The organism is Corynebacterium afermentans subsp. afermentans, assembly GCF_030408355.1.
Lineage (GTDB): Bacteria > Actinomycetota > Actinomycetes > Mycobacteriales > Mycobacteriaceae > Corynebacterium > Corynebacterium afermentans.
Window position 1 is genome coordinate 646,327 of record NZ_CP046606.1, and the last position, 25,046, is coordinate 671,372.

19 protein-coding genes and 3 rRNA genes are annotated in these 25,046 nt (G+C 64.1%); 10 read left to right on the top strand and 12 right to left on the bottom strand.

Going from position 1 to position 25,046, the window contains the following annotated elements; all coding sequences use genetic code 11:
* Window positions 1-2: 2 nt before the first annotated feature.
* The 3 genes from CAFEA_RS03025 to rrf all read left to right on the top strand — a co-directional run bounded on the left by CAFEA_RS03025 (window position 3) and on the right by rrf (window position 5,273).
* Window positions 3-1,518, top strand: a 16S ribosomal RNA gene (locus tag CAFEA_RS03025).
* A 392-nt stretch (window positions 1,519-1,910) separates the two neighbouring features.
* Window positions 1,911-5,000: ribosomal RNA gene (locus tag CAFEA_RS03030) — 23S ribosomal RNA — on the top strand.
* 155 nt (window positions 5,001-5,155) lie between these two features.
* A 5S ribosomal RNA gene (rrf, locus tag CAFEA_RS03035) occupies window positions 5,156-5,273 on the top strand.
* The 16S, 23S and 5S rRNA genes sit together here, the layout of an rRNA operon.
* Window positions 5,274-6,229: 956 nt before the next feature.
* Here rrf and CAFEA_RS03040 read toward each other — a convergent pair.
* Window positions 6,230-6,883, bottom strand: a complete 654-nt coding sequence (locus CAFEA_RS03040; RefSeq protein WP_338080134.1) for a DUF3239 domain-containing protein — start codon at window positions 6,881-6,883, stop codon at window positions 6,230-6,232.
* 11 nt (window positions 6,884-6,894) lie between these two features.
* The gene (locus CAFEA_RS03045; protein ID WP_063938189.1) at window positions 6,895-8,535 is read right to left on the bottom strand and encodes a DNA repair helicase XPB; all 1,641 of its coding nucleotides are present in this window, start codon (window positions 8,533-8,535) and stop codon (window positions 6,895-6,897) included.
* 35 nt (window positions 8,536-8,570) lie between these two features.
* Between CAFEA_RS03045 and CAFEA_RS03050 the strand changes: the two genes are divergently transcribed.
* Entirely contained in the window at window positions 8,571-8,798 is a 228-nt protein-coding gene (locus CAFEA_RS03050) for a type II toxin-antitoxin system ParD family antitoxin (RefSeq protein ID WP_034999413.1), read from the top strand.
* Between the two features lie 242 nt (window positions 8,799-9,040).
* Here CAFEA_RS03050 and CAFEA_RS03055 read toward each other — a convergent pair whose 3' ends face one another.
* Genes CAFEA_RS03055 through CAFEA_RS03070 form a run of 4 tightly spaced genes read right to left on the bottom strand, consistent with a single transcriptional unit; the run spans window position 9,041 to window position 11,848 of the window.
* On the bottom strand, window positions 9,041-10,222 hold the full coding sequence (locus tag CAFEA_RS03055) for an ABC transporter permease (protein ID WP_063938191.1): 1,182 nt from the start codon (window positions 10,220-10,222) through the stop codon (window positions 9,041-9,043).
* On the bottom strand, window positions 10,222-11,100 hold the full coding sequence (locus tag CAFEA_RS03060) for an ABC transporter ATP-binding protein (RefSeq protein ID WP_063938193.1): 879 nt from the start codon (window positions 11,098-11,100) through the stop codon (window positions 10,222-10,224). Before CAFEA_RS03060 ends, CAFEA_RS03055 begins: the two co-directional genes overlap by 1 nt.
* Window positions 11,097-11,594, bottom strand: coding sequence for a hypothetical protein (locus CAFEA_RS03065; RefSeq protein WP_063938194.1), 498 nt, complete (start codon window positions 11,592-11,594; stop codon window positions 11,097-11,099). Before CAFEA_RS03065 ends, CAFEA_RS03060 begins: the two co-directional genes overlap by 4 nt.
* Entirely contained in the window at window positions 11,591-11,848 is a 258-nt protein-coding gene (locus tag CAFEA_RS03070; protein WP_063938196.1) for a helix-turn-helix transcriptional regulator, read from the bottom strand. Before CAFEA_RS03070 ends, CAFEA_RS03065 begins: the two co-directional genes overlap by 4 nt.
* Window positions 11,849-11,933: 85 nt before the next feature.
* Between CAFEA_RS03070 and CAFEA_RS03075 the strand changes: the two genes are divergently transcribed.
* Window positions 11,934-14,750: an FAD-binding and (Fe-S)-binding domain-containing protein gene (locus tag CAFEA_RS03075; protein ID WP_063938198.1), complete on the top strand. Its 2,817-nt coding sequence runs from the start codon at window positions 11,934-11,936 to the stop codon at window positions 14,748-14,750.
* On the opposite strand, the gene CAFEA_RS03080 is transcribed toward CAFEA_RS03075, so the two are convergent.
* Window positions 14,747-16,795: a helicase-associated domain-containing protein gene (locus CAFEA_RS03080; RefSeq protein ID WP_063938200.1), complete on the bottom strand. Its 2,049-nt coding sequence runs from the start codon at window positions 16,793-16,795 to the stop codon at window positions 14,747-14,749. The two genes, CAFEA_RS03075 and CAFEA_RS03080, sit on opposite strands and share 4 nt — an antisense overlap.
* A gap of 53 nt (window positions 16,796-16,848) precedes the next feature.
* Between CAFEA_RS03080 and CAFEA_RS03085 the strand changes: the two genes are divergently transcribed.
* The gene (locus tag CAFEA_RS03085) at window positions 16,849-17,043 is read left to right on the top strand and encodes a hypothetical protein (RefSeq protein ID WP_034999421.1); all 195 of its coding nucleotides are present in this window, start codon (window positions 16,849-16,851) and stop codon (window positions 17,041-17,043) included.
* A 255-nt stretch (window positions 17,044-17,298) separates the two neighbouring features.
* Here CAFEA_RS03085 and CAFEA_RS03090 read toward each other — a convergent pair whose 3' ends face one another.
* Window positions 17,299-18,021, bottom strand: coding sequence for a resuscitation-promoting factor Rpf1 domain-containing protein (locus CAFEA_RS03090; protein ID WP_063938202.1), 723 nt, complete (start codon window positions 18,019-18,021; stop codon window positions 17,299-17,301).
* 253 nt (window positions 18,022-18,274) lie between these two features.
* On the opposite strand from CAFEA_RS03090, the gene CAFEA_RS03095 reads away from it, so the two are divergent.
* Window positions 18,275-18,658, top strand: a complete 384-nt coding sequence (locus CAFEA_RS03095; RefSeq protein WP_034999423.1) for a cold-shock protein — start codon at window positions 18,275-18,277, stop codon at window positions 18,656-18,658.
* Between the two features lie 15 nt (window positions 18,659-18,673).
* Here the strand turns inward: CAFEA_RS03095 and CAFEA_RS03100 are convergent, their stop codons facing one another.
* Window positions 18,674-19,177, bottom strand: a complete 504-nt coding sequence (locus tag CAFEA_RS03100; protein WP_063938204.1) for a DUF2771 family protein — start codon at window positions 19,175-19,177, stop codon at window positions 18,674-18,676.
* 11 nt (window positions 19,178-19,188) lie between these two features.
* Window positions 19,189-19,983: a glutaminyl-peptide cyclotransferase gene (locus CAFEA_RS03105; RefSeq protein ID WP_063938206.1), complete on the bottom strand. Its 795-nt coding sequence runs from the start codon at window positions 19,981-19,983 to the stop codon at window positions 19,189-19,191.
* A gap of 39 nt (window positions 19,984-20,022) precedes the next feature.
* Between CAFEA_RS03105 and CAFEA_RS03110 the strand changes: the two genes are divergently transcribed.
* Genes CAFEA_RS03110 through CAFEA_RS03120 form a run of 3 tightly spaced genes read left to right on the top strand, consistent with a single transcriptional unit; the run spans window position 20,023 to window position 23,032 of the window.
* The gene (locus CAFEA_RS03110; RefSeq protein WP_051106428.1) at window positions 20,023-20,703 is read left to right on the top strand and encodes a DUF3027 domain-containing protein; all 681 of its coding nucleotides are present in this window, start codon (window positions 20,023-20,025) and stop codon (window positions 20,701-20,703) included.
* 58 nt (window positions 20,704-20,761) lie between these two features.
* Entirely contained in the window at window positions 20,762-22,231 is a 1,470-nt protein-coding gene (locus CAFEA_RS03115) for an NCS2 family permease (protein ID WP_063938208.1), read from the top strand.
* Window positions 22,232-23,032 (top strand): TrmH family RNA methyltransferase, encoded by an 801-nt coding sequence (locus tag CAFEA_RS03120; RefSeq protein WP_063938210.1) that lies wholly within the window; start codon window positions 22,232-22,234, stop codon window positions 23,030-23,032. It begins immediately after the preceding gene.
* On the opposite strand, the gene CAFEA_RS03125 is transcribed toward CAFEA_RS03120, so the two are convergent.
* Both CAFEA_RS03125 and sepH read right to left on the bottom strand, forming a co-directional pair.
* Window positions 23,029-23,874 (bottom strand): DUF6928 family protein, encoded by an 846-nt coding sequence (locus tag CAFEA_RS03125; RefSeq protein WP_063938212.1) that lies wholly within the window; start codon window positions 23,872-23,874, stop codon window positions 23,029-23,031. The two genes, CAFEA_RS03120 and CAFEA_RS03125, sit on opposite strands and share 4 nt — an antisense overlap.
* An 18-nt stretch (window positions 23,875-23,892) precedes the next feature.
* A complete protein-coding gene (gene sepH, locus CAFEA_RS03130) occupies window positions 23,893-24,927 on the bottom strand; it encodes a septation protein SepH (RefSeq protein ID WP_063938214.1) in 1,035 nt (344 codons plus the stop codon).
* Between the last annotated feature and the right edge of the window lie 119 nt (window positions 24,928-25,046).

Sequence of the window (25,046 nt, forward strand, 5' to 3'; positions counted from 1 at the left end):
TTTTTGTGGAGAGTTTGATCCTGGCTCAGGATGAACGCTGGCGGCGTGCTTAACACATGCAAGTCGAACGGAAAGGCCAGTGCTTGCACTGGTACTCGAGTGGCGAACGGGTGAGTAACACGTGGGTGATCTGCCCTGCACTTCGGGATAAGCCTGGGAAACTGGGTCTAATACCGGATAGGACCACATTTTGGATGGTGTGGTGGAAAGTTTTTCGGTGTGGGATGAGCTCGCGGCCTATCAGCTTGTTGGTGGGGTAATGGCCTACCAAGGCGTCGACGGGTAGCCGGCCTGAGAGGGTGTACGGCCACATTGGGACTGAGATACGGCCCAGACTCCTACGGGAGGCAGCAGTGGGGAATATTGCACAATGGGCGCAAGCCTGATGCAGCGACGCCGCGTGGGGGATGACGGCCTTCGGGTTGTAAACTCCTTTCGCTAGGGACGAAGCTTATTTGTGACGGTACCTGGAGAAGAAGCACCGGCTAACTACGTGCCAGCAGCCGCGGTAATACGTAGGGTGCGAGCGTTGTCCGGAATTACTGGGCGTAAAGAGCTCGTAGGTGGTTTGTCGCGTCGTTTGTGTAAGCCCGCAGCTTAACTGCGGGACTGCAGGCGATACGGGCATAACTTGAGTGCTGTAGGGGAGACTGGAATTCCTGGTGTAGCGGTGGAATGCGCAGATATCAGGAGGAACACCGATGGCGAAGGCAGGTCTCTGGGCAGTAACTGACGCTGAGGAGCGAAAGCATGGGTAGCGAACAGGATTAGATACCCTGGTAGTCCATGCCGTAAACGGTGGGCGCTAGGTGTGAGTCCCTTCCACGGGGTTCGTGCCGTAGCTAACGCATTAAGCGCCCCGCCTGGGGAGTACGGCCGCAAGGCTAAAACTCAAAGGAATTGACGGGGGCCCGCACAAGCGGCGGAGCATGTGGATTAATTCGATGCAACGCGAAGAACCTTACCTGGGCTTGACATACACCAGATCGCCGTAGAGATACGGTTTCCCTTTGTGGTTGGTGTACAGGTGGTGCATGGTTGTCGTCAGCTCGTGTCGTGAGATGTTGGGTTAAGTCCCGCAACGAGCGCAACCCTTGTCTTATGTTGCCAGCAATTCGGTTGGGGACTCGTGAGAGACTGCCGGGGTTAACTCGGAGGAAGGTGGGGATGACGTCAAATCATCATGCCCCTTATGTCCAGGGCTTCACACATGCTACAATGGTCGGTACAACGCGTTTGCGAGCCTGTGAGGGTGAGCTAATCGCTGAAAGCCGGTCGTAGTTCGGATTGGGGTCTGCAACTCGACCCCATGAAGTCGGAGTCGCTAGTAATCGCAGATCAGCAACGCTGCGGTGAATACGTTCCCGGGCCTTGTACACACCGCCCGTCACGTCATGAAAGTTGGTAACACCCGAAGCCAGTGGCCTGTTATGGGAGCTGTCGAAGGTGGGATCGGCGATTGGGACGAAGTCGTAACAAGGTAGCCGTACCGGAAGGTGCGGCTGGATCACCTCCTTTCTAAGGAGCTTTTATTTTGTGTGCCCACAGTTGTGGGCGAATGTGGTTGAGTCGCCGAGTGTGTGACTGCCACTGTTTTTGTTTTTGCCGGGTGGAGGCATACCCGCAGGTCGCCGTGTCATCGAAGGTGGTGATGGTGGTGCCTGTTGGGGTGTGTGCTGCGTGGTGTTGGGTTGGTGGATACACCAGAATGCGTGACAAAAGGGTTTTTCGTTGGTGCACTGTTGGGTGTCTGGGGCAGCACTTGGTTGTTCCTGTTGGGCCCTATGCGTACACGACTGCAGTGTTGTGGTTGGTTGTGTGTGGGGTTGTGTTGTGTGAGAACTGTATAGTGGACGCGAGTATCTTTCTTTTTTGTGTTTTGGTGTTTATACCTGTTTGTTTGTGTGTCCGTGTGTTTTGTTACGGGCGTATGGTGGATGCCTTGGCATGCTGAGCCGATGAAGGACGTGTGAGGCTGCGTTATGCCTCGGGGAGTTGCCAACAAAGCGTTGATCCGAGGATGTCCGAATGGGGAAACCCAGCACCGGTTGTGTGGTGTTACCCGCAGGTGAATTCATAGTCTGTGTGGGGGTTGACGCGGGGAAGTGAAACATCTCAGTACCCGTAGGAGAAGAAAACAATTGTGATTCCGTGTGTAGTGGCGAGCGATAGCGGATGAGGCTAAACCGTGTGCGTGTGATACCTGGCAGGGGTTGCGTGTGCGGTGTTGTGGGGCGCAAATGTTGCAGGCTGCCGACTGCAAGCGCAACGCATATGCATCAGCGGAAGCATCTGGGATGGTGCACCGGAGTAGGTGAATAGTCCTGTACGTGAAGGTGTGTGTGGTTGTGTTGTTTGTGTTCCCGAGTAGCAGCGGGCTCGTGGAATCTGCTGTGAATCTGCCGGGACCACCCGGTAAGCCTAAATACTCAGTGTGACCGATAGTGAATGAAGTACCGTGAGGGAATGGTGAAAAGTACCCCGGGAGGGGAGTGAAAGAGTTCCTGAAACCATGCGCTTACAATCCGTCAGAGCATGTTTTTGTGTGTGATGGCGTGCCTTTTGAAGAATGAGCCTGCGAGTCAGCGGCATGTCGCGAGGTTAACCCGTTTGTGTGGGGTAGTCGTAGCGAAAGCGAATCCGAATAGGGTGGCAAGTGGCATGTCCTGGACCCGAAGCGGGGTGATCTACCCATGGCCAGTGTGAAGCAGCTGTAAGAGGTTGTGGAGGCGCGAACCCACTTAGGTTGAAAACTGAGGGGATGAGCTGTGGGTAGGGGTGAAAGGCCAATCAAACTCCGTGATAGCTGGTTCTCCCCGAAATGCATTTAGGTGCAGCGTGATGTGAGCTTGCCGGAGGTAGAGCTACTGGTTGGTTGAGCGGGACTATCATCTTAGCGACGTCAGCCAAACTCCGAATACCGGTTATAGTGGTGCATTGCAGTGAGACTGTGGGGGATAAGCTTCATAGTCGAGAGGGAAACAGCCCAGATCGCCGGTTAAGGCCCCTAAGGGTGTGCTAAGTGGAAAAGGATGTGGGATCGCGAAGACAGCCAGGAGGTTGGCTTAGAAGCAGCCATCCTTGAAAGAGTGCGTAATAGCTCACTGGTCGAGTGGTTCCGCGCCGACAATTCAGTGGGGCTCAAGCACACCGCCGAAGCCGCGGCAAACAATTTTGTTGTTTGGGTAGGGGAGCGTCGTGTGTGGGGTGAAGCCGTATCGGAAGGAGCGGTGGACTGCATGCGAGTGAGAATGCAGGCATGAGTAACGAATGGCAAGTGAGAATCTTGCCCGCCGGATGACTAAGGGTTCCTGGGTCAAGTTCGTCTTCCCAGGGTGAGTCGGGTCCTAAGGCGAGGCCGACAGGCGTAGTCGATGGTCAACGGGTTGATATTCCCGTACCCGTATGTGCGCGCCCAGTATCGAAGCGGTGAGACTAACCACCCTGATCTGCCGATCGTTGCCATCCCTTCGGGGATGGTTGGTTGGTGGTGATGCGTGGGGCCTGATCCGTGGTAGGTCAGTGATGGGGTGACGCAGTGAGGTAGCTAAGCCGCTTATTGGATTGCGGTGCAAGCGTGTGGCACGACAACATTGGTCAAATCCGGTTGTCATCAAGTGTGAGGCGTGATGCGTAGCCCGAATCGGGTGATGTTGGTGATCCTGTACTGCCGAGAAAAGCCTCTAGCGATGTGCATGTACGGCCCGTACCCATAACCGACACAGGTGGTCAGGTAGAAAATACTAAGGCGAGCGGGTGAACTGTGGTTAAGGAACTCGGCAAAATGCCCCCGTAACTTCGGGAGAAGGGGGACCACAACCGGTGACACACATTCGTGTTGAGCTGGTTGGGGTCGCAGAGAAGAGAGGGGAGCGACTGTTTATCAAAAACACAGGTCCGTGCGAAGACGGTTAAGTTGATGTATACGGACTGACGCCTGCCCGGTGCTGGAAGGTTAAGAGGACCCGTTAGGACATTGTCCGAAGCGGAGAATTTAAGCCCCAGTAAACGGCGGTGGTAACTATAACCATCCTAAGGTAGCGAAATTCCTTGTCGGGTAAGTTCCGACCTGCACGAATGGCGTAACGACTCCCCTGCTGTCTCAACCACAGGCCCGGTGAAATTGCAGTACGAGTAAAGATGCTCGTTTCGCGCGGCAGGACGAAAAGACCCCGGGACCTTCACTATAGCTTGGTATTGGCATTCGGTGCGGTTTGTGTAGGATAGGTGGGAGACGTTGATGCATGCACGCCAGTGTGTGTGGAGTCGTTGTTGAAATACCACTCTGACCGTAGTGGATATCTAACCTTGGCCCATGATCTGGGTTGGGGACAGTGCCTGGTGGGTAGTTTAACTGGGGCGGTTGCCTCCCAAAATGTAACGGAGGCGCCCAAAGGTTCCCTCAGCCTGGTTGGCAATCAGGTGTCTAGAGTGTAAGTGCACAAGGGAGCTTGACTGCGAGACTTACAAGTCGAGCAGGGACGAAAGTCGGGACTAGTGATCCGGCACCTACTTGTGGATGTGGTGTCGCTCAACGGATAAAAGGTACCCCGGGGATAACAGGCTGATCTTCCCCAAGAGTCCATATCGACGGGATGGTTTGGCACCTCGATGTCGGCTCGTCGCATCCTGGGGCTGGAGTAGGTCCCAAGGGTTGGGCTGTTCGCCCATTAAAGCGGCACGCGAGCTGGGTTCAGAACGTCGTGAGACAGTTCGGTCTCTATCCGCCGCGCGCGTTGAAACTTGAAGAAGGCTGTCCCTAGTACGAGAGGACCGGGACGGACGTACCTCTAGTGTGCCAGTTGTTCCGCCAGGAGCACGGCTGGTTGGCTACGTACGGGAGGGATAACCGCTGAAAGCATCTAAGCGGGAAGCCTGTTTTAAGATGAGGTTTCATTTGAGGTTCCCAGGAGACTACTGGGTTGATAGGCCGGACCTGGAAGCACAGCAATGTGTGGAGGCGACCGGTACTAATACACCAATAAACACCAATCACACACCAATAGGTTGTGAACACCGCGAAGAAACACACAAGCTTGTTGCTTGCGTCCACTGTGCAGTCACTGACACAACACACCACCGGCGATACAACCGGTTGGCCAACAATAATTGCATCACGCTGATTGTTAATCAGCCGACCATGCCCCATAGGTGTGTCGGTGGTTGATGGCGGCGGGGAAACGCCCGGTCCCATTCCGAACCCGGAAGCTAAGCCCGCCCGCGCCGATGGTACTGCCCCCGGGAGGGAGTGGGAGAGTAGGTTACCGCCGACCCAACAACTTCACACAACACACCCGCCGCACCAACACTGATGGTGCGGCGGGTGCTTTGCTATGCCTGGCCCGAACCCACCTGGCTAGACTCCGCATTGCGGACAACACCAGATACACCAACTATTGGCGCTTACCCACGAAAGTCCGGGGTGCAATTCCGCCTTGCGGACAACCACACCCGCACCCATCATTGGTGCACACCAACCAATTCCGTGCCCGGGCCTCACTCCGCATTGCGGACAACCACGGCGGCACCCATCATTGGCGCACACCCATAAAATCCCCGCGGCGGAACCACCCGGCGGGCCGCGACCTGCCAACTAGGGGCCACATAGGTCGCGGGGACAGCACACGCAGCCACGATGACGCCGACAGTGGGGCGAAAGTCGAGTACCGGACGTCGAGTACGCCCGCGTACACCGACGGACTCGACCTCCACTACTCGACCAACAACGCACCCACAACAACCCAGGTACGGTCCACACTCCGTATTGCGGACAACCCCAGATGCACCCATCATTGGCGCACACCCATGAAAACCCCGGGGCGAAATCACCCGGCGGGGCGCGACCTTCCAACTAGGGGCCACATAGGTCGCGGGGACAGCAGCAACGACGATGCCTACTGCGGGACGAAAGTCGAGTACCGGACGTCGAGTACGCCCGCGTACACCGACGAACTCGACCTCCACTACTCGACCAACAACGCACCCATGAAAGCCTGGGGCCGGGCCCGACTCCGCATTGCGGACAACTGCGCCTGCACCAACAATGGGTACCCACCCACGAAAGCCTGGGCCCCACCAAAACCCGCATTGCGGACAACCACGGCGGCACCCATCATTGGCCCACGCACACGAATGCTTAGCCCGGCACTCCCAGCGCCGGTACCCCACGAACCGGCGGGTGATCGATCAATCGCCCCGACCGAATTCTCCACCCACGGAAACAGAGGCGCTAGAGCTCCACGAGGGAGTTCTTGGATTGCTCCAAGAGCTCGCCTTTCTTGCGGGCGCGCTCTAGCGTGGACCACTGGTCCTGGGGGATCGACTTCCGGGCCGAGGTGACTACGGCCTCGTCGGGCGTGCCCCAGGCGATCGGCATGGGTGTGATGGTCTGCCAGTGCTGCTGGTCGCGGGCGGCGCGCTGAGCGCCCACGGCGGCGACCGGCACCTTGGTGCCCACCTTGTCGGAGGTGTTCGGCAGCGGCTGCATCACGCGGGAGGTGATGGCCCAGCGCGGGGGAAGGGCAGGATCCACGTTGAGGTTCACCAGCGCGGTCAGGGTCACCGTCGTGCCGGCGCGTTCCGTGATGATGGCGGGGGCGAGGGGGTTGGAGTCGTAGATCTCCTGGGTCTTGCCCACGCTGCGCGGAATCAGAAGCGCGACCACAAGCATCAAAATGCCGAACAGTACGGCGCCGAAACTGCCCAGCCAGTGCCACGGCGAGGACGGGTCCACCAGGAACCACACGGCGACGCCGACGATCAGGGAGATGACAAAGATCGCGATGCCGGATGCGACGAGGCTGCGGGTGTCGCGCACCATTTCGTTGTGCTGCTTCGCAAACTCCTCGTCGACGTCGAACTTGAATACCTTCATGCCACTCATGGCATACAAGTCTAAAGGTCGGCGGCGTCGACCAATCGGTACGCGTAGCCCTGCTCGGCGAGGAAGCGTTGGCGGTGCATGGCGTACTCGGAGTCCAGGGTGTCGCGGGCGACGACGGTGTAGAACACCGCTTCCGCCCCGTCGGATTTGGGGCGCAGCAATCGTCCCAGGCGCTGCGCTTCTTCCTGCCGGGAGCCGAAGGTGCCGGAGACCTGGATGGCCACGGCGGCTTCGGGCAGGTCGATGGAGAAGTTGGCCACCTTGGACACCACCAGGGTGGAGATTTCCCCGTCGCGGAAGGCTTGGAAGGCGTCTTCGCGCTTTTTGGTGGTGGTTTTGCCGTCGACCAGCGGGGCGTCGATGCGCGCGGCGATCTCCTCGAACTGCTCCACGTACGCGCCGATGATTAAGGTCTGCTGCCCTTTATGCGTTGCAAGAAGCTTGTCGACGACCTCCAGCTTGCCCGCCGAACACGCCGCCAGACGGTAGCGTTCACGGGTTTCGGCGGTGGCGTAGGTGAGGCGTTCTTCGTCGGTAAGCGTGGTGCGCACCTCGACGCACTCGGCGGTGGCGATGTAGCCGGCCATCTCGAGTTCTTTCCAGGGTGCGTCGTAACGTTTGGGCCCGATGAGCGAAAACACGTCGTCCTCGCGACCGTCCTCGCGCACGAGCGTGGCGGTAAGCCCCAGGCGGCGGCGCGACTGGAGGTCTGCGGCCATGCGGAACACCGGCGCGGGCAGGAGGTGGACTTCGTCGTAGATGATGAGGCCCCAGTCGCGGGAGTCGAAAAGCTCGAGCGCGCGGTATTCGCCCTTGGTTTTGCGGGTGACCACCTGGTAGGTGGCGATGGTGACAGGGCGGATCTCCTTTTTCTCGCCGGAGTATTCGCCGATCTCCTCGGGGGTAAGTGTGGTGCGACGCAGCAGTTCGTCGCGCCACTGACGGCCGGCGACGGTGTTGGTGACCAAGATCAAGGTGGTGGTCTGCGCCTGCGCCATCGACGCCGCGCCGACGATGGTTTTACCTGCGCCGCAGGGCAACACCACCACGCCGGAGCCGCCCTCCCAGAAGGATTCGGCGGCGTATTGCTGGTAGTCGCGAAGCTGCCAGCCGTCGTGGTTCAGCGCGATCGGGTGGGATTCGCCGTCCACGTAGCCGGCCAGGTCCTCCACGGGCCAGCCCAGCTTGGTCAGCTCCTGCTTGATTTGGCCGCGGGCGGAGGGGTGGACGGGGGCCGTGAGGTCGTCGATAGGCTTGGCTATGAGCGGCTGGATCTTCTTGCTTCGGGTGACCTCGGTGAGGATCGCGGTGTCGTCCGCCTCCAGGATCAGACCGTGTGCGGGGTGCTTGACCAGCTTCAACCGGCCGTAGCGGGCCATGGTTTCGGCGACGTCGACGAGCAGCGCCTGCGGCACCGGGAAGCGGGAGTAGCGCTCGAGCACGTCCACGGCCTGCTCGGCGTCGAAGCCGGCCGCGCGAGCGTTCCACAGCGCAAGTGGAGTGATGCGGTAGGTGTGGATGTGCTCGGGCGCGCGCTCGAGCTCCGCGAACGGGGCGAGCGCGGCGCGGGCCTTGGGCGCGTCCGGGTGCGCGACTTCGAGCAGGACGGTCTTGTCCGACTGGACGATCAGTGGGCCGTCGCCGAGAGCCATGCGATCTACTCCTAAATGTTGGTAGCGTGCCGTGTATGGCTAAGAACACTTCAGTTGTACTCGGCGAACGTTACGACACGTTCATCGCCCGGCTCATCCAGGACGGCCGCTACGCTTCCGCCAGCGAGGTCCTGCGCGAGGGGCTGCGGCTGGTGGAGGAGCGGGAGCTGAAGTTCGACGCGTTGACACTCGCCGTAGAAAAAGGTGAGCTCGGCGCCGAGTTCGACGCCGAGCAGTTCATCGCTGAGGTGCGGGCGCGCTAGCCCCTGCGCAGCACCAACTAGCGAGGTTCTTTCGTTTTCTCAGATCCCAGCGAAAACACAATAAGTGCTAGGGAAGCCAACGCGAGAGGAACAAGCATAGGGGCAGAATCCGTCACGAGAATAGAAATGGCAGCTAGAGCCAAGACCAAACTCAAAATATTAGTCGTCTTCAAAAAGTCCTCCTGAACTGTGATCTCGGATGTCGACGATACCGGTTGGCTCAAAGCGCAAACGGCTACACGCTAGCCCCTGCGCAGCAGCTGCGACCACTTGGTCACGCTGCCGTTGTTCAGGATCGAACGCTTGTAGATGCGGGCGGCGACCCACACCGCCAGCGCCGTCGCGAGTGCTGCGAGGGCGAAGGAGCCGGCCAGCTGCGCCGCGGTGAAGTCCCCGGCCGCATATGACAGCGGCGCGGCGAAGATGGAAAACGGCGGGATCCAGCTCATCACCTGCATCCAGGTGGCATCGGTGCTCATCCAGCCGAAGCCGGGGATGTACGCGGACGCCATGATCAGCAGCAGGATCGGCATCTGGGTGGACTGCAAGTCCTCGGTGCGCTGCACCATCGCGCCCGCCGCGGCGTAGAGGGCGCCGAAGAACAGCATCGCTAGTGTCCACGCGATCAGCAGGATGGGGACGACGGCCCAGTCGAACTCGATGTCGTCCACGAGCCCGGAGACCTTCAGCCCAACAACGCCGACAACTAGGAGCACGGCGGTGGCGACGAAGCCCAGCACGAGGGTGCCCAGCAGCTTGCCGGCCAAGAAGTCCAGGGGGCGCACCGACGCGAGCACAAGCTCGACCACGCGGGAGGACTTCTCCTCGGTGACGCGGCTGCCCACCTGCGCGGCGAAGGTGATCACGGTGAAGATCACCACCATCAGCGCGATAAACGTGGTGAGCAGTCGCAGGAGCTGCTGCTCGGTGTCGCCGCCGTCGTTGACGTCTACCGGTACAACTTCAATCTGTGGGGAGGCGGCTTCGTAATCTGCGGCAGTGATGCCCAGGTTGTCCAGGGTCTCTGCACGCGAGTACTGCTGCGATAGTCCCTCGAGTCCGGCGAGGATGCTCGTCGACGGCATTCCGTCGCTGACGACCTCCCAACGGTTTCCCTCGACCACCAGCGCGGCCTTGACGTCGTCGTCGCGGACGAGTTGCTCGGCTTCGCTACGGTCGGCGGCGGCGCGCCCGTCGTAGCCGGCGTCGTTGAGCAGCTGCGCGTCGACGCCCACCGCGGCGACTGCCGGGCCGGCCTCGCCGGACTCGTCCTTGTCTTTTTGCCAGGTGGCGAAGCCGATGACACCCAGTATGGCCAACAGGAGGATCACCAGTGTGATGATGGTGCCCTTCTTCAGCAGCAAGATCTGGACTTCGCGTTTGGCGGTAGTAGTGATCGTGTGAATGGGGGAGTACGGCTTCATTACTGCACAACCTCCTTGAACAGGTCGGCCAGATCTGGCACGACGCGGGTGAACTCGTGGACTGGGCCGGCGGCCATGGCGGATTGCAGGATGCGTTGGTCGTCCTGGGCACTTGGGGCTTCGAGGATGACGTGGGTGGCGGAGTCGTCGATAAGCGAGATGCCCTCGGGGATCCATCCGCGTTCGCGTGTGCCTACCCGGTAGCGCACCGGCCCGCCCGAGCGCAGCTCATCGACGGTGCCCTCGGCCACCATGCGGCCGCGGGTGACAATGCCGACGCGGTCGCACAGCCGCTGCACCAGATCCAGCTGGTGGGAGGAGAAGATGACAGGCACACCTGCCCGGGCGCGGTCGGTGAGCATCGTGCTCATCACGTCCACCGCGACGGGGTCGAGGCCGGAAAACGGCTCGTCCAGGATGAGTATGTCCGGGTCGTGGATAAGCGACGCGGCGAGCTGGACGCGCTGCTGGTTGCCCAGGGAGAGGTCGTCGAGCTTGTCGCCCAGGCGCTCGCCGAGACCGAGCTGCTCGAGCAGCTCGGTGCCGCGCTTCTTGGCGGCTTTGCCGTCGACGCCGTGCAACTTGGCCAGGAAAACAAGCTGGTCCAGGATCGTTTCCTTGCCGTACAGGCCGCGTTCCTCGGGCATGTAGCCGATGCGGCGGCGGGTGTCGTCGTCAAGCGGGCGCCCGTCGAGGAGCACCTCGCCCGAATCGGCGGCGAGCACACCGAGGGCGATGCGCATCGTGGTGGACTTGCCGGCGCCGTTGGAGCCGACGAAGCCGTACATCTCGCCGTCGTGGACGGTAAAACTCATGCCGTCGAGGGCTTGGACGTCGCCGAAGCGCTTGTTCAGATTGCGGATTTCTATTGTTGTCACTTGTCTTCCTCCTTGCGGTTGAAGGTAACGGCATAGCCGACCATTGGCAGTGGGGTGGCGATAAGTTGTGTGGCCAACATGAAGTAACCGGCGGCGATCAGTCCGAGGTCGAAGTCGTCGCCCATAAATAGGCCCGCAGCAAGAAACGCAATCCCGCCCAAACCGACGAGAGCGGAGAACAGCTTGAGGGAGCGCTTCCGCCACGTGGCTAGTACCACCCGTTCGTACTCGTCCAACTGTTCCTCGGGTGCGGTGTCTTTCATCTCGTTGGCCGAGCGAAGAAAGGTCCACGCGCACATGCTCACCGCGATGCTTACCAGGCACATCGCGTTCGGCCACCAGTTGAAGCCGAATGCGATTTGGTATGCCATGCAGGAAAAAGAGACGAGCATGCCCGCAAAAACCACCGTGATCAGTAACCGGGTGTCGCGAGGATTGCGGAACCGTTTGGCATTGAGCGGGTCTTGCTCGCGGACGGTGTCGATGCGACTCATTTTGCGTACAGCTCCTTCGACATAGGGGCGAACTCGGTGCGCGAAAACACGGCCTCCACGGGCAGCCCGAAGACCTCGCAAATACGGAAAGCGAGATCCAAGCTGGGGGAGTGGTCGCCGCGCTCGAGTGCACCGACGGTTTGCGGGTTGACGTTGATAAGTTCCGCGAGACGGGCGCGTGACATGTCGTGCTCCGCGCGCAGCACGCGGACCCGGTTATAGATCGGGTCTTTGGGCAGTTTCTTCGGCGACACGCAACACAGTGTTGTATAAACCCAACGATGTGTCAAGTGTATCAGCTGACGCACAGCCTATCCTCAGGAGCATTAGCATGGACCCATGACCACAACCATTTCCTCCCCCGCAGAGCATTTATCCCGCGGACTCGGCTCCGACCAGGCGCTTTCCACCCGCCCGATCGACCGGATCAAGTACGCCCACGACGCGTCGCACTTCCTCTACACCCCAGACGTGGTGGTGGAAGCCCGCACCGCCCACGACGTGGCGGCAGCCTTCCGCGCCTCCGCCTCCTCCGGCGCACCGGTAGTGCTGCGCGGCGGCGGTACCTCGCTGTCCGGCCAGGCCGGCGGCGCGGGCATGCTCGTGGACGTGCGCAAGCACTTCCGCGGCGTGGAAGTCCTCGACGGCGGCGCGCGGGTGCGAGTCCAGCCCGGCTCCACGGTGCGCCAAGTCAACGCCCACCTCGCCCCGTACGGCCGCAAGATCGGCCCGGATCCGGCCTCCGAAGGCGCGGCGACGATGGGCGGCGTGATCGCCAACAACTCCTCCGGCATGGCCTGCGGCACCGAGTTCAACACCTACAACACCATCGAATCGATGACGTTCGTGCTGCCGTCCGGCACCGTCATCAACACGGCGCATCAGGATGCGGAGGCGCAGTTTGCGCGGGAGGAGGCGGAGCTCGTCGCAAAGCTGGAGCGCCTCAAGCGGCGCGTGCGCGAGAACAAGGAATCCGTGGACACCATCGAGCGCCACTTCGCGCTGAAGAACACGATGGGCTACAGCCTCAACGCGTTTGTGGACTACGAGTCGCCCCTGGACATCTTCATGCACCTGCTGGTCGCGTCCGAGGGCACGCTCGCGTTCATCGCGGAGGCCGTGCTGCGCACCATCGAAGTGCCGAAGCTGAAGACCACCACCATCGCGGTGTACCCGACGCTGGACGCGGCGACGCGCTCGCTGCCCGCGCTGTTCGACTCGAAGGCCGCCACGCTGGAGCTGATGGACTCGCGCTCCATCAAGGTCGGCCGCACCTTCGACTCAGTGCCGGAGCAGATCACCGGCTTCGAACTGTCCGGCCAGGCGGCGCTGCTCATCGAGTACCACGCCAACGAGGCTGATGAGCTGCGCGAATACGAAGCCGACGGCGCGAAGCTGCTGGAAGGCTTCGACCTGCAGACCCCGGCGGCGTTTACCACCGACGCCGCCGAGGCCACCAAGGCATGGGCCTTCCGCAAGGGCCTCTACGCCCAGGTCGCGGAGGCCCGCCCGTCCGGCACCACGGCGCTGCTCGAGGACATAGCCGTGCCCGTGGGCGACCTCGCGGACACGTGCGGCGGATTGCAGCAGCTTTTCGACGCTTACCGCTACGACGACGCCGTCATCTTCGGCCACGCCAAAGACGGCAACATCCACTTCCTCATCACCGACCGCTTCGAAGGCGACGAGAACCTCTCCCGCTACGACGGCTTTAACGAGGAGATGGTCGACCTCGTGCTCGGCGCCGGCGGCAACCTGAAGGCCGAGCACGGCACCGGGCGCGTGATGGCGCCGTACGTGCGCCGCCAGTACGGCGAGGAACTCTACGAGGTCATGGTGGAGCTCAAGCGCGCCGCCGACCCGCGCGGGGTGATGAACCCGGGCGTGATCATCACCGACGACGAGCGCGAGCACATGAAGAACTTCAAGCTCAACCCGCAGGTGGAAGACGAGATCGACTCGTGCGTGGAGTGCGGCTACTGCGAGCCGGTGTGCCCCTCGCGCGACATCACCATGACCCCGCGCCAGCGCATCGTGGTGCGCCGTGCCCGCGCGAAGGCGATCCAGGAAGGCGACACCGAGCTGGTCGCGCACATCGACGAGGCATATCAGTACGACGGCATCGACACCTGCGCCGTGGACTCGATGTGCGTCACCGCCTGCCCGGTGAAGATCGACACCGGCAAATTCATCAAGTCCCTGCGCCGCGGCCAGGCGGGAGCTGCGGAGTCCGCCGGCTGGGCGGCCGCAGCGAAGGCGTGGGGTCCGGGCAATACGCTGGCCTCGGCGGCGTTGACCGGCGCGTACTACATGCCGACGAAACTGGTGCAGAAGGTCACCGACGTCGCCCGCGCCCTGGTGGGCGAGGACACGGTGCCGCAGTACCGCCCCGAGCTGTCCAAGGGCGGGGTGAAGCGCTCCAAGGCATTCGGCACCCGCATTGGCGCGCCGGGCGCGGAGCCGGCGGGCGTGTTCGTCCCCGCCTGCGTGAACTCCATGTTCGGGCCGCAGGGCGAGGGCGTGGGCGCCTCCGCGGCGTTTGCGAAGCTGGTCGAGCGCGCCGGGCTCGCGCTGACCGTCCCGGAGGGCATCGACGGGATGTGCTGCGGGACCCCGTGGGCGTCGAAAGGCATGAGCACGGGCCACGACATCATGCAGCGCCGCGTCAACGACCAGCTCATCGCCGCCACCGATGGCGGACGCCTGCCCGTGGTCGTGGACGCGTCCAGCTGCACCCACGGCTTCCGCGACATGGCCGAGGGAATTGGCATCACCGTCATCGACGCCATCGAGTTCGTCGAGGACCAGGTGATTGGGCGCCTCGAGGTGAAGCAGAAGGTGGACTCTGTGACATTGCACCCGACGTGTTCGGCGACGCACCTTGGGATCGTCGATACGCTGGCACGCGTCGCTGGTGCCGCGGCCGAAGATGTGCGCGTTCCCGCCGAGTGGAACTGCTGCGGCTACGCGGGCGACCGCGGCATGCTGCACCCGGAGCTGACCCACGCCGCGACGAAGCGCGAGGCGGCGCAGGCGACGGAGCTGGGGTCGGCCTGCCATGCGTCGTCCAACCGCACCTGCGAGCTGGGCCTGACCGCGGCGACCGGTGAGGACTACGAGCACATCCTGGAAATCCTGGAGCGCGTCAGCCGCTAGGCCAGCACCACTTTGGTGATGCGCGGCAGGGCGATGCGCACAACGCGATCGGCGGCCTCGTCGAGTGCGTCGACCTGCCCCGCGCTCACGCTGAGCGGCAGCACGGTGAGCGTGCGGCCGCGCCCTTGCTTATCCACGAAACCTACGGCCACATGCCGCTTCGCTCGAGCCGCCGCCCGCAGCGTTTCGAAGATGTCGCCGGCCCCGGCGTCCGCGTCGGAGCCGGAATCGGCGCGCAGCTTGAATACGATGGCTTCGACCTGCTCCTCGGTGGCCTTCGGAGTCCGCGGCAGGGCGGACGGGGTTGCGGCGACCAGCGCGGGTTCGGGCGCCATGTTCAGCGTCGCGCCGGTGTTGTCCTCCGCGGTGGGCTGCATCCCGGCCGCTCGCAGCTGCGCCATGAGCTTGGTCAGCGGCTGGTCCGACACTGCGACGGTGGGGGCGAGGACGCGCAGGCCGCAGCGCTCGGCGGCGGTGGCGATCAGCGCCGGGTCCGCGGAACGGATGTAACTCAGTGCGCTGCCGGCGCGGATGGCGCCGTGGGTGCGGGCGGTGTCGTCGATAAGAAACGCGATTGCCTGCGGCACCTCGCCCATGACGTGCCGGCCCAGCCAGGCGTGGACCTCCTCGGCGGTGAGCCCGCCGTCCAGGCCGCGGCGTACCGACGCCTCCGTGACCCGCCACACGCTGGCCAGGCCCGGGGATTCGAGCTCGGCGATGCGCTCCAAAAACGACGCCATGTCCGGCTCGAGCGGGCCCGGGGCGAGCATTGTCATGTCGCCCTGGGCAATCAGCGTGTCGACGGACGCGGGCACGAGCTCCTTGGCCGCTGCGGCGACGTCCTCGCTGCCCAGCAGCGCCCGCAGGGGAGAGGACTGCGCCGGCTGCGGGGTGCCGGCGAGCGCGCCGACGAACTGGGCCTCATCCACCACCGCCTGGATGAGCTGCGGGGAGAAACCGCTGGCCTCCAGCGGGGCGTGGAACAGCAACTGGTCGGTGCGGCCGGCGTGGCGCAGGATGGTCAGCCGTGCGTGGCGCACCGCGGGCGCGTGCATATCCGCGGACAGAAGCTTCGCGGCGGTGTCGGCGCGCCACGGGGAGGCGGCCCAGCCGACCAAGAGGATTGCCCACTGGTCCGAAAGCGTGGCGTCGATCCACGTCAACGCGTCGCGGGTGGCGGCGAGCACGTCCTCGTCGTCGACGTTGCCGCGGCCGACAAGGCCCGCCGCCTCGCCGATGGTGATCAATAACCTCGGGTCGAAGCCGAGTTCCTTTTCCAGGTTCGCCGCGGCGCGCACGCCGACGGTGCCGTCCTTGTTCAGCGCGACCGGGTGGTCCATGAGCGCCATGACCAGCTGGCGCATTTGGCGCACGGCGTCCAAGCCCGCCGAGGGCGCGGCCTCGTCCACCGCGGACTGGTCCACCTCGGGCAGCGCGGGTGCTTCCAGCGGGAACTCACGCGGCTGGATCCCGCGCATCGCGTCGCGCACCGGCCGCGGCAGCCGCACCGTGTTCGCGTCCACCCGCACCAACAAACCGGCCGAAAGCAGCTTCGCCACGGGTGACGCGGGGTCCGCGTCGGGCCCGGCCGCCGCGGTGGTGCCCACCCCGCCCGAGGAGGCCAGGGTCTCCAGCACCTTGCACTCGCGGGCGGGCAGTGCCTTCAGCGCTTCGGCCGCGCCCGCCGGCAGGCTGTCGGTGACGCGCCAGCCTGGGGGCAGCGCGGTGAGCGTGCCGGGGGAGATCCGCAGCTCCTCATCGGGCCCGTAGACCAAAGCGAGTTCCCGCAGGTGCGCCACCTCGCCGAGTTCGCGCGCGTCCACCGGGTCCAGCTCTGCGCCGGCGTCGGCGAGGCGCTCCAGTACTGCCAGGTCGGCGGTGGTGAGCTGGCGCAACGCCCGCGACGCGGAGCCGGGCAAGCCCAGGCGCGTGGCCAACGACTCGGCCGAGGGCGGGGCGGGGAAGAAGGCATCTGGCCGGGTGCGGATGAGCAGGCGGAGCTGATCGTCGCTAAGCGACTGCAAGAATTCGGGGAAGGTAGACATTGCGGGGGTGAGTTTACGTGCGTTTTCATCCCCGGCGTGAAAGAATGAGGGGCATGGCTAAAGATGTAGAGAAGATCGGTCGCGCGAACCCGGCGTGGCCCACGCACACCCCTGGTAACGGTCACCCGGTCACCGAGATTTCCTCCAAGCTCACCGGCGCCGCGAGCCCGTTCGGCGACGAGCTGATCCTGCCGCTGAAGGCGGAGGAGACCGGCTACGTCCACCCGACGACGCGCATCAACCGCTAGCTTTCGCTTAGCGACGGCACCAAAGGTGGCCCCCGTGGCGGGGCCACCTTTTTCGTGTGTTTGAGAGTTTGGGCAACTAGCAGATCAAGTGTCCAACTTTCCGTTTGCCCAGGTGGTGTTGAAAACCGATTCCAATTGTGGGCTCATCTGCTAGTTCGGTGCCGTTGCCGGGCTGGACGAACTAGCAGATCAGCGATGTGGGTAAAAAGAAACCCCGCCCGGAGGCGGGGTTTCGGCGTTTCGGGGCTTCAGCTCTTAGCGCGGCAGGTAGGTCTGCTGCAGGGAAGCCAGGGTGTCGTTGACCTGGGTGCTGAAATTGGAGCCGATGAGCTGGGCGACCTTCGCGTAGTCGCCGGCCAGCGCGGCGTCCGCCAGCGGCTGGTTAGCAGCGTAGAACGCGTTGTAGTCGTTGCGGTTTGCGGCGTAGTTGTCCTGGACGGTAGCCGGGACCTGGAAACCGAGGGCGTTGATGGCGTCGCGCAGCTTCGCGTACAGCTCATCGGTCTCGTTTCCGGTGGAGGAAGTCTGGGCTGCCGGTGCTGCAGCTGCCGGGGCCGGGGCGGGAGCCGGCTTCGGTGCCGGAGCCGCCTGAGCCGCCTGCGCGTCGCGGTTGGTCGGCGCGGAGTTCAGGCCGTAGCGCGCGGAGCAGGCCGGCCATGCGCCCCAGCCCTGCTGGGCCAGGGTGCGCTCGGCGATGATGATCTGCTGCTCGCGGGTGGCCTGGTCTGCGGTCGGGGCGAACTCGCCGCCGCCGTACGCCTGCCAGGTGCCGTAGTTGAACTGCAGGCCGCCGTAGTAGCCGTTGCCGGTGTTGATGGACCAGTTGCCGCCGGACTCGCACTGTGCGAGCTTGTCCCAGTCGGAATCCGGTGCTGCGGTTGCCTGCGGGGCGATGATGCCTGCCAGTGCTGCAACTGCTGCGGTACCTGCCAGAGCCTTCTTGCCCGTGGAGGTGGTCTTCTTGGAGTGGCGTCCCATGATTCGTTTCCTCTCGTCGTTGACCGCCAATTCTCGGGATAGCCTAACCATTTGTAACGATTGTGTCACGCAAGCGGCACGGAACGGTGTTCGTATGACAGCAGAGCTCAACGTTTTCCCAGGTCGCGTCCCTCATGGCGAGTTTTGGTGTTCTGGGTCACAGTCGCGGTTTTCGGGGCGAAGGTGTAGTGTAAAACCTTTATTTTGGCCTGCAATGGGCGGGCCATGTACCGGAACCTTAAAGGAGGATGCCATGCCTATTGGAAAGGTGAAGTGGTACGACACCGAAAAGGGCTTCGGCTTCGCGTCCAATCCGGGCGACGACGACGTCTTCATCGGCAAATCCGTGCTTCCCGACGGCGTGGACGAACTGGTCGCAGGCCAGCGCATCGAGTTCGATTTCGCTGCCGGCCGCCGCGGCCCGCAGGCGCTGCGTGTGAAAGTGCTCGATGAGCCGAAGCGTCGCCCCGTGCACCGCCGCAAGCCGGAGGAGCTGGGCAGCATGCTGGCGGATGTGATGACGCTGATTGAGACGCAGGTCCAGCCAGCGCTGACCAACGGCCGCTACCCAGACCGCAAGGAGGGCCGCCAGGTTGCGGGGATCCTGCGGGCGGTGGCCCGGGAGCTGGATGCTTAGCGACGCACCTTCGGCCTAGTCGAAGCCGACAGACCACGTGGCGATGACGGGAGATTCTTCCCCGTCATCGCCTTTTTCAATATCCAAGGTCGTAATCTCTGCGACGACGAGCTTCGCGCCGGATTCGGTCACTGCCGGGACGGTTTCCTCGCCGGACTCGCCGGAGGTGAACACGCGCTCGGTGTTGGCGGCGGGGTCGTCGTAGATGAGTAGCAGGCGCCAGCTGTTGCGCTCGATCTCGCCGGGCACGGTGAAGGTCACGTCCCCCTGATCTGGCAGGCGCATGCGCGGCGGCTCGCCGCCGGGGCACTCCACGTCCAGCTCGCACACTGTGTATACGGGCACTTGTTCGGTCTGCCCGGCGGCAGCCACGGCGACTCCGAGGTCGCGCACCGGGGTGCCCGGCTTGTTCTGCTGGTAGCTCATAAAGGCGTAGACCGCCCCCACCAGCACCACCACGCCAACTAGGGCGATGGCCAGGACTTTCCACTGCTGGGTTGCTGCGCGTTTGGGTGCCATGGCGCAAGATCCTACTTGGCGGCGGTCTCAGGCTTAAACGTCACGTGGTACATGTCCGGCCAGCGCTTGCCGGCGAGGTAAAACTCCTCGGTGCCAGGGATGTGCGCGATGCCGTTGAGCACGTTGTTCGGGTCGGGCGCGGCGTTGTTCTCCAGCGCGGAGGCGTCGATGACGGCGGTGACCTTCCCCGAGTCAGCGTCGATGCGCATGATGTTGGTGGTGGTGAAAACGTTGGCGTACACCTCGTCGCCCACGCACTCGAGCTCGTTGAGGCCCTCCACCGGCTGGCCGTCCATGGTGACGGTGAAGCGCTCGCGCTCCTCGAAGGTTTCCGGGTCCATGCGGCGCAGCTCGGCCGTGCCGTCGGAGAAGATCAGCTCGTCCTCGTCGGCGCGGGAGCACAGGCCCCAGCCTTCGCCGGCGTAATTCTCCCGGCCGGTTTCTTCTAGTGTTGCGGCGTCGCGCTTGATTGCGGTGCCGTGAAGCCAGGTCAGTTGCCACACCGTGCCGTCGTGAAGCGTAATGCCCTCGCCGAAAAACTCCGGATCTAAATCGATGGACCGCAACTTTTCGCCCTCGGGGGTGCGCGTGTACAGGCGGGATTCGCCCTCCTGGCCGGTGCCGACGTAGATGGTGCCGTTGTCGGCGACTTCCAGGCCCTGGGTGAAGCTGGTGTCGTCGAAAGGCAAGCGCTCCTCGACGTGCACGGTGAGGCGCTGCGTGTCCGGCCCCGCGGTCTCGGGGGAGGAACAGCCCGACAAGACAGTGAGCGCGGAACAGACGGCGGCAAGCGTGAATCGACCCATGGCAACCATCCTGCACCACGTGGGCAATAATGGGGAACCGTGTCACGATCCAACAACCGATCCCGCAACCCCCGAAAGCGTAGCCCCCTGCTGTCCACCGACGCGGTCGCCACCGCACGGGAGGCGCTGGCCGAAATCGCCGACGGGGAAGTCGGCGAGCACATCGGCGTGATGGGGCTCGGCCGCAACGTGGCCACCCACCGTTTCGCCGCCGACGTGCCCGGCTACGCAGGCTGGGAATGGAACGCCGTGGTGGCCTGCGCCGACGGCGCAGACTGGGTCACCGTCAACGAGGTCGCGCTCGTGCCCTCGCAGGGCGCGCTCGAAGCGCCGGACTGGGTGCCGTACTCCGACCGCCTGCGCCCCGGCGACCTGGGCCCGGGCGACATCATGGAGCTATCGCCTGACGACGACCGCGTCACCGACGACTCCTTCTCCCGTGAGGCCGTCACGTTTACCGGCCGCGAAACCAAACGCTACCTCACCACCTCCGGACTGGAGGACGCGAAGAAGCGCTGGCGCACCGGCGAGTTCGGCCCCAACAGCGAGTTCGCCGAAAAGGCCGCGCTGTCGTGCCGCTCCTGCGCGTTTTATATTCCGCTGGAGCAGCCGGTGGGCGAGAACTTCGGCATCTGCGCCAACGAGTACTCCGCGGACGGGCACGTGGTGGCCTCCTCCTACGGCTGCGGGGCGCACTCGGACACCACCGTGGGGGAATAATCGTTGGTGAGCCCCAACGATTGGTGTTTTCGCAGGCAGGGTGCGACACTAATGCGACGTGAGTACCACCACCGGAGCAGAACTGCATAAGGACCAGCCGCAGCCGCGCGGCGCGCTGGACACCTTCTTCCACATCAGTGAGCGCGGATCCACGGTCGGCACCGAGGTGCGCGCCGGGGTAGTGACGTTCTTCGCGATGGCCTACATCGTGCTGCTCAACCCGCTGATCATCGGCACCAGCCCGGACCGCGAAGGCGTCGTCCTGGGCATCCCGCAGGTCGCCGCCGCAACGGCGCTCGCCGCCGGCGTGATGAGCATCCTGTTCGGCGTGATTGCCAAGTACCCGTTCGGCATCGCCACCGGCCTGGGCATCAACACCCTGGTCGCGGTGACCATGGTGGGGCAGCAGGGCCTGACCTGGCCGGAGGCCATGGGCCTGGTGGTCATCGACGGCATCATCATCGTGCTGCTGGCCGTCTCCGGCTTCCGCACCGCCGTGTTCAACGCCATTCCGGATTCCATGAAGGTGGCCATGAGCGTGGGCATCGGCATGTTCATCGCCACCATCGGGCTTGTGGACGCCGGCTTTGTCCGCCGCATCCCCGACGCCGCCATGACCACCGTGCCGGTGCAGCTGGGCACCGGCGGCTCCATCTCGTCCTGGCCCACGTTCGTGTTCATCATCGGCCTGTTCATCTGCGGCTTCATGGTTGCGCGCAACATCCGCGGCGGGTTGTTCATCGGCATCTTGCTCACCACCGTCATCGCCATGGTGGTCGAGGCACTGACGGGCGCCGGCTCCTCCGCGGACAACCCGGAGGGGTGGGGCATGGCGGTACCGGGCCTGCCGGACAGCTTCGGCGGCATCCCCGACCTGTCCATCGTGGGCAACGTGGACCTGTTCGGCGCGTTTGTGAACCTCGGCGTGATCTCCGCGTCGCTGCTCGTGTTCACCCTCGTGCTGGCCAACTTCTTCGACGCTATGGGCACCATGACCGCACTCGGCCGCCAGGCCGGGCTTACCGACGAACACGCCGTGCTGCCGGACATGAAGCGCGCCCTGGTCGTCGAAGGCTTCGGCGCTGTGGTCGGCGGCGCGACCTCGGCATCGTCGAATACCGTGTTCGTCGATTCCTCCGCCGGTATCGCGGACGGTGCGCGCACCGGCCTGGCCAACGTTGTCACCGGCGTGCTGTTCCTCGTCGCGATGTTTTTCACCCCGCTGTATGAGATCGTGCCTATCGAGGCCGCAGCCCCCGTGCTCGTGGTCGTCGGTGCGCTGATGATGATGCAGGTCGGCCAGATCGAGTGGTCCGAGTTCACGATCGCCCTGCCGGCGTTTCTGACCATCGTGACCATGCCGCTGACCTACTCCATCGCCAACGGCATCGGCGTCGGCTTCATCTCCTTTGCCCTGATGAGCCTGTTCGCCGGCAAGGCAAAAGAGATCCACTGGATCATGTGGCTCATCTCCGCGCTGTTCGTGGTGTACTTCGCGCAGGGCCCGATCATGGCGGCGCTGAGCTAAATGCTTGTGCCTATCGACGACCCGTCGGACCCCCGCCTCGACGACATCCGCGACCTGAAGCATTCGGACAGGGAAAAAGGGCTCGTCTTCGCTGAGGGGCCGCTCGTGGCCGGACGGCTGGTGGAATCCCGATTCCCAGTTCGCGCCGTGTTCGGCTTCGGTGGGCGGCTGGAGTCTTTCATGGCCGATTACGGCGACGAGCTCGAGCGCCGCGGCGTGCCGGTCTACCAGATCACCCGCGGCATCATGGGGGAGGTTGCCGGCTACGACATGCACCGCGGGTTGCTGGTCTCCGCCGACAAGCCGGAGCCGCTGTCCGTCGCCGAGGTGCTCGACGGCGCGCGCACCCTCGTGATTCTGGAAGGCGTGGGCGACCACGAGAACATCGGGTCCATCTTCCGCAACGCCGCCGGCATGGGCGTCGACGGCGTGCTCTTCGGCGCCGCCACCGCCGACCCGCTGTACCGGCGCAGCGTGCGCGTGTCCATGGGGCACGTGCTGCGCACCCCGTTCGCGCACCTCGACGGCACGACGACGACGTGGCAGCGCTCGCTGGAGCAGCTGCGCGAGGCCGGCTGGTGGCTCATCTCGCTCACCCCGGCCGACGACGCTGTCGAGCTGAAAGACGCGATCCAGGGCCACGACAAGGTGGCCTTCCTAGTCGGTGGGGAGGGCCCCGGCCTGACTCCGCACGCGATGCGCGCCACTGACGTGCGCGCCAAGATCCCCATGGCGCCGGGGACGGACTCGCTCAACGTCGCGACGTCCGCCGCGATCGCGTTCTACGAAAGGAATCGCTAGCGGTCGAAGTGGCGGATGCGCTCCGAAAGCGCCTTCCACAATTCCGTCGCGCGTGCGCGCAGGCCCCGGCCGACGCGTTTCGCGGCGGCCACGGAGGCGTCGGCAAGCTCGGCGAACTCGTCGCCGCGCTGGTCGTCGGGGGCGTCCTCGTAGTCGTCGTACGCCTTCGACTTCTCCGCGAACTTCGCGGCCACTGCGTCCACCGACTTCACCGCGGGCGTTTTCTTTTCCTCGATCTTCGGCTCGGGGCGGCCGTCCACCGCGTAGCCGACGACGTTGATGTCGGGGCCATCCTCGCCAATGTCCACGCCCAGCCAGTGGCGCTCAGCCGACAGCGCTAGGTCGCGCGGCTCGAACGGCAGTGAGATGCCGCCGGCCGCCTCGGCGCGCTCGCCCGCCCAGTACGGTGCCTCGAACGGCTCCGGCAGACCGAGGTCCTCGATGACCTGGGTGCGGGTAGCGCTGAAGCTGCGCACCGCGGTCTCGCCGGTGAAGTGCGCGAACCCGCCGTAGTCGCTGTCCGTGCCGGTCGCGATGACAAACACGTCAGAGGCGGGAAGGACCGAATGCCACGGGGTTGTGGTGGACAGGGCCGAGGCGTTGTCGACAAGCATCCGCACCACCGAGACCCCAGGAAAGCCCGCGATGTAGAACTCGTCGCGGCTCGGCACCGAGGAGCGGTTCAGCGGAAACGAGCCGATCGGGGTGATCGGCCATGCCGGGTTGACCTGGGAAAGCAGCTTGCGGCCGAACCCGCGGTCGGCCTTCGGCTCGCGCTCGAGCACGCCGGCCGGGTCGGCGGTGTTGACAAACCAAAGCGTAAGAACCGCTGGGAAACTCATGCACACATCCTAAGGTGCTCAGCGCTTCGGGCGCTTGGTGTTCGTGCGAACCCCCAGCAACACGTCCTCCCAGTGCGGGGTGACAGCCTTGCGGCGGCGCTTCTTCGGCTGCTTCTCCTCGTCCGGGTGGCGCAGGAAGTCGCCCTCGAGCACATCGTCTCGCGTATCGACGACCTCCGGGTTGCCCTCCACCGGCAACTCCGTGACATCAGCTTCTGGGGCTGCTTGAGGCCCAGTGGCGCTGGTGGGGTCGTACACGTCGTAGTCGCCGCCGTCGTCACTGACGTCGGCACGCACCGCCGACAGTGAACGCACCGGCTGCGCGAAATCGGGATCCGTCAGGTCCGCGGCCATGGCGTTGCGCGCCTCCGTTTGGGCGGCGGAGCCCATGGAACGCTTGAAGGTCCACAGCGCCTCGTTCTCCGTCAGCCCGGCCTTCCAGGTGACGTGGACGACCCAGCTGTCGCCTTGCTCGCGGGTGGCGTCCCATTCCGCGTCGCTGATCGAGTGCCCGCGGGCCGCGAACGCGGTGGCGAGGATCTCGAACAGGGTCTGCTTCGCGGGGCCGTCCTCGCGCACCGGGTGGGACTGCTTCGCAGCCTCCGCCACCTGGGCGCGCTCCAGCAGCACCGGGTGGGCGTACACATCGAGGCGGCTTTCGGCCACGCCCATCTCCTCGGCCAGCGCGGCGGCGGTGGCGCCGGCGCGCAGGCGCGCCTGGATCTCGTTCGGGCGCATGGACAGGGGAGTGGCGTAGAGCGGGTCCGGCTCCGGCAGGGAGCGCTCCACCGGCGCGGGCGCTGGCTTTTGGGCAGCGGGTTCCTCTACTTCGGCGGATTCGGTCTCGGGCTCGTCGGCGGTCGTGTCCAACGTCGTGTCCAACACGGTCACCCCGGTGTCGCGGTCGGGGGTGGAGGGGGAGGTGGTAGAAGCGCCGTCGATAAGCGAGGGCTCAAGCTCGGTGCGCGCCAACTGGTAGCGCATCCCGTTATCGTCGCGGAGGACGAAAAACGTCTCCGTCGACTCGTCTTCCAAGAAGTACAGCTCGCGCATACGTCACCTTTCCGCCGGGCAGATACCCGACCAGCTTAACGGACAAGCTCGCACCTGCGGGCGTACCCGCCCGGTTCTCTGTGGTGTGTCCAGGGAGCTGCCGTTGTTGTCAGACGCGT

Bases quoted from the DNA above. Each gene is read 5' to 3' on its own strand.
- CAFEA_RS03040 (WP_338080134.1), bottom strand. From the start codon at position 6,883: ATGAGTGGCATGAAGGTATTCAAGTTCGACGTCGACGAGGAGTTTGCG.
- CAFEA_RS03045 (WP_063938189.1), bottom strand. From the start codon at position 8,535: ATGGCTCTCGGCGACGGCCCACTGATCGTCCAGTCGGACAAGACCGTC.
- CAFEA_RS03050 (WP_034999413.1), top strand. From the start codon at position 8,571: ATGGCTAAGAACACTTCAGTTGTACTCGGCGAACGTTACGACACGTTC.
- CAFEA_RS03055 (WP_063938191.1), bottom strand. From the start codon at position 10,222: ATGAAGCCGTACTCCCCCATTCACACGATCACTACTACCGCCAAACGC.
- CAFEA_RS03065 (WP_063938194.1), bottom strand. From the start codon at position 11,594: ATGAGTCGCATCGACACCGTCCGCGAGCAAGACCCGCTCAATGCCAAA.
- CAFEA_RS03075 (WP_063938198.1), top strand. From the start codon at position 11,934: ATGACCACAACCATTTCCTCCCCCGCAGAGCATTTATCCCGCGGACTC.
- CAFEA_RS03080 (WP_063938200.1), bottom strand. From the start codon at position 16,795: ATGTCTACCTTCCCCGAATTCTTGCAGTCGCTTAGCGACGATCAGCTC.
- CAFEA_RS03085 (WP_034999421.1), top strand. From the start codon at position 16,849: ATGGCTAAAGATGTAGAGAAGATCGGTCGCGCGAACCCGGCGTGGCCC.
- CAFEA_RS03090 (WP_063938202.1), bottom strand. From the start codon at position 18,021: ATGGGACGCCACTCCAAGAAGACCACCTCCACGGGCAAGAAGGCTCTG.
- CAFEA_RS03095 (WP_034999423.1), top strand. From the start codon at position 18,275: ATGCCTATTGGAAAGGTGAAGTGGTACGACACCGAAAAGGGCTTCGGC.
- CAFEA_RS03100 (WP_063938204.1), bottom strand. From the start codon at position 19,177: ATGGCACCCAAACGCGCAGCAACCCAGCAGTGGAAAGTCCTGGCCATC.
- CAFEA_RS03105 (WP_063938206.1), bottom strand. From the start codon at position 19,983: ATGGGTCGATTCACGCTTGCCGCCGTCTGTTCCGCGCTCACTGTCTTG.
- CAFEA_RS03120 (WP_063938210.1), top strand. From the start codon at position 22,232: ATGCTTGTGCCTATCGACGACCCGTCGGACCCCCGCCTCGACGACATC.
- CAFEA_RS03125 (WP_063938212.1), bottom strand. From the start codon at position 23,874: ATGAGTTTCCCAGCGGTTCTTACGCTTTGGTTTGTCAACACCGCCGAC.
- sepH (WP_063938214.1), bottom strand. From the start codon at position 24,927: ATGCGCGAGCTGTACTTCTTGGAAGACGAGTCGACGGAGACGTTTTTC.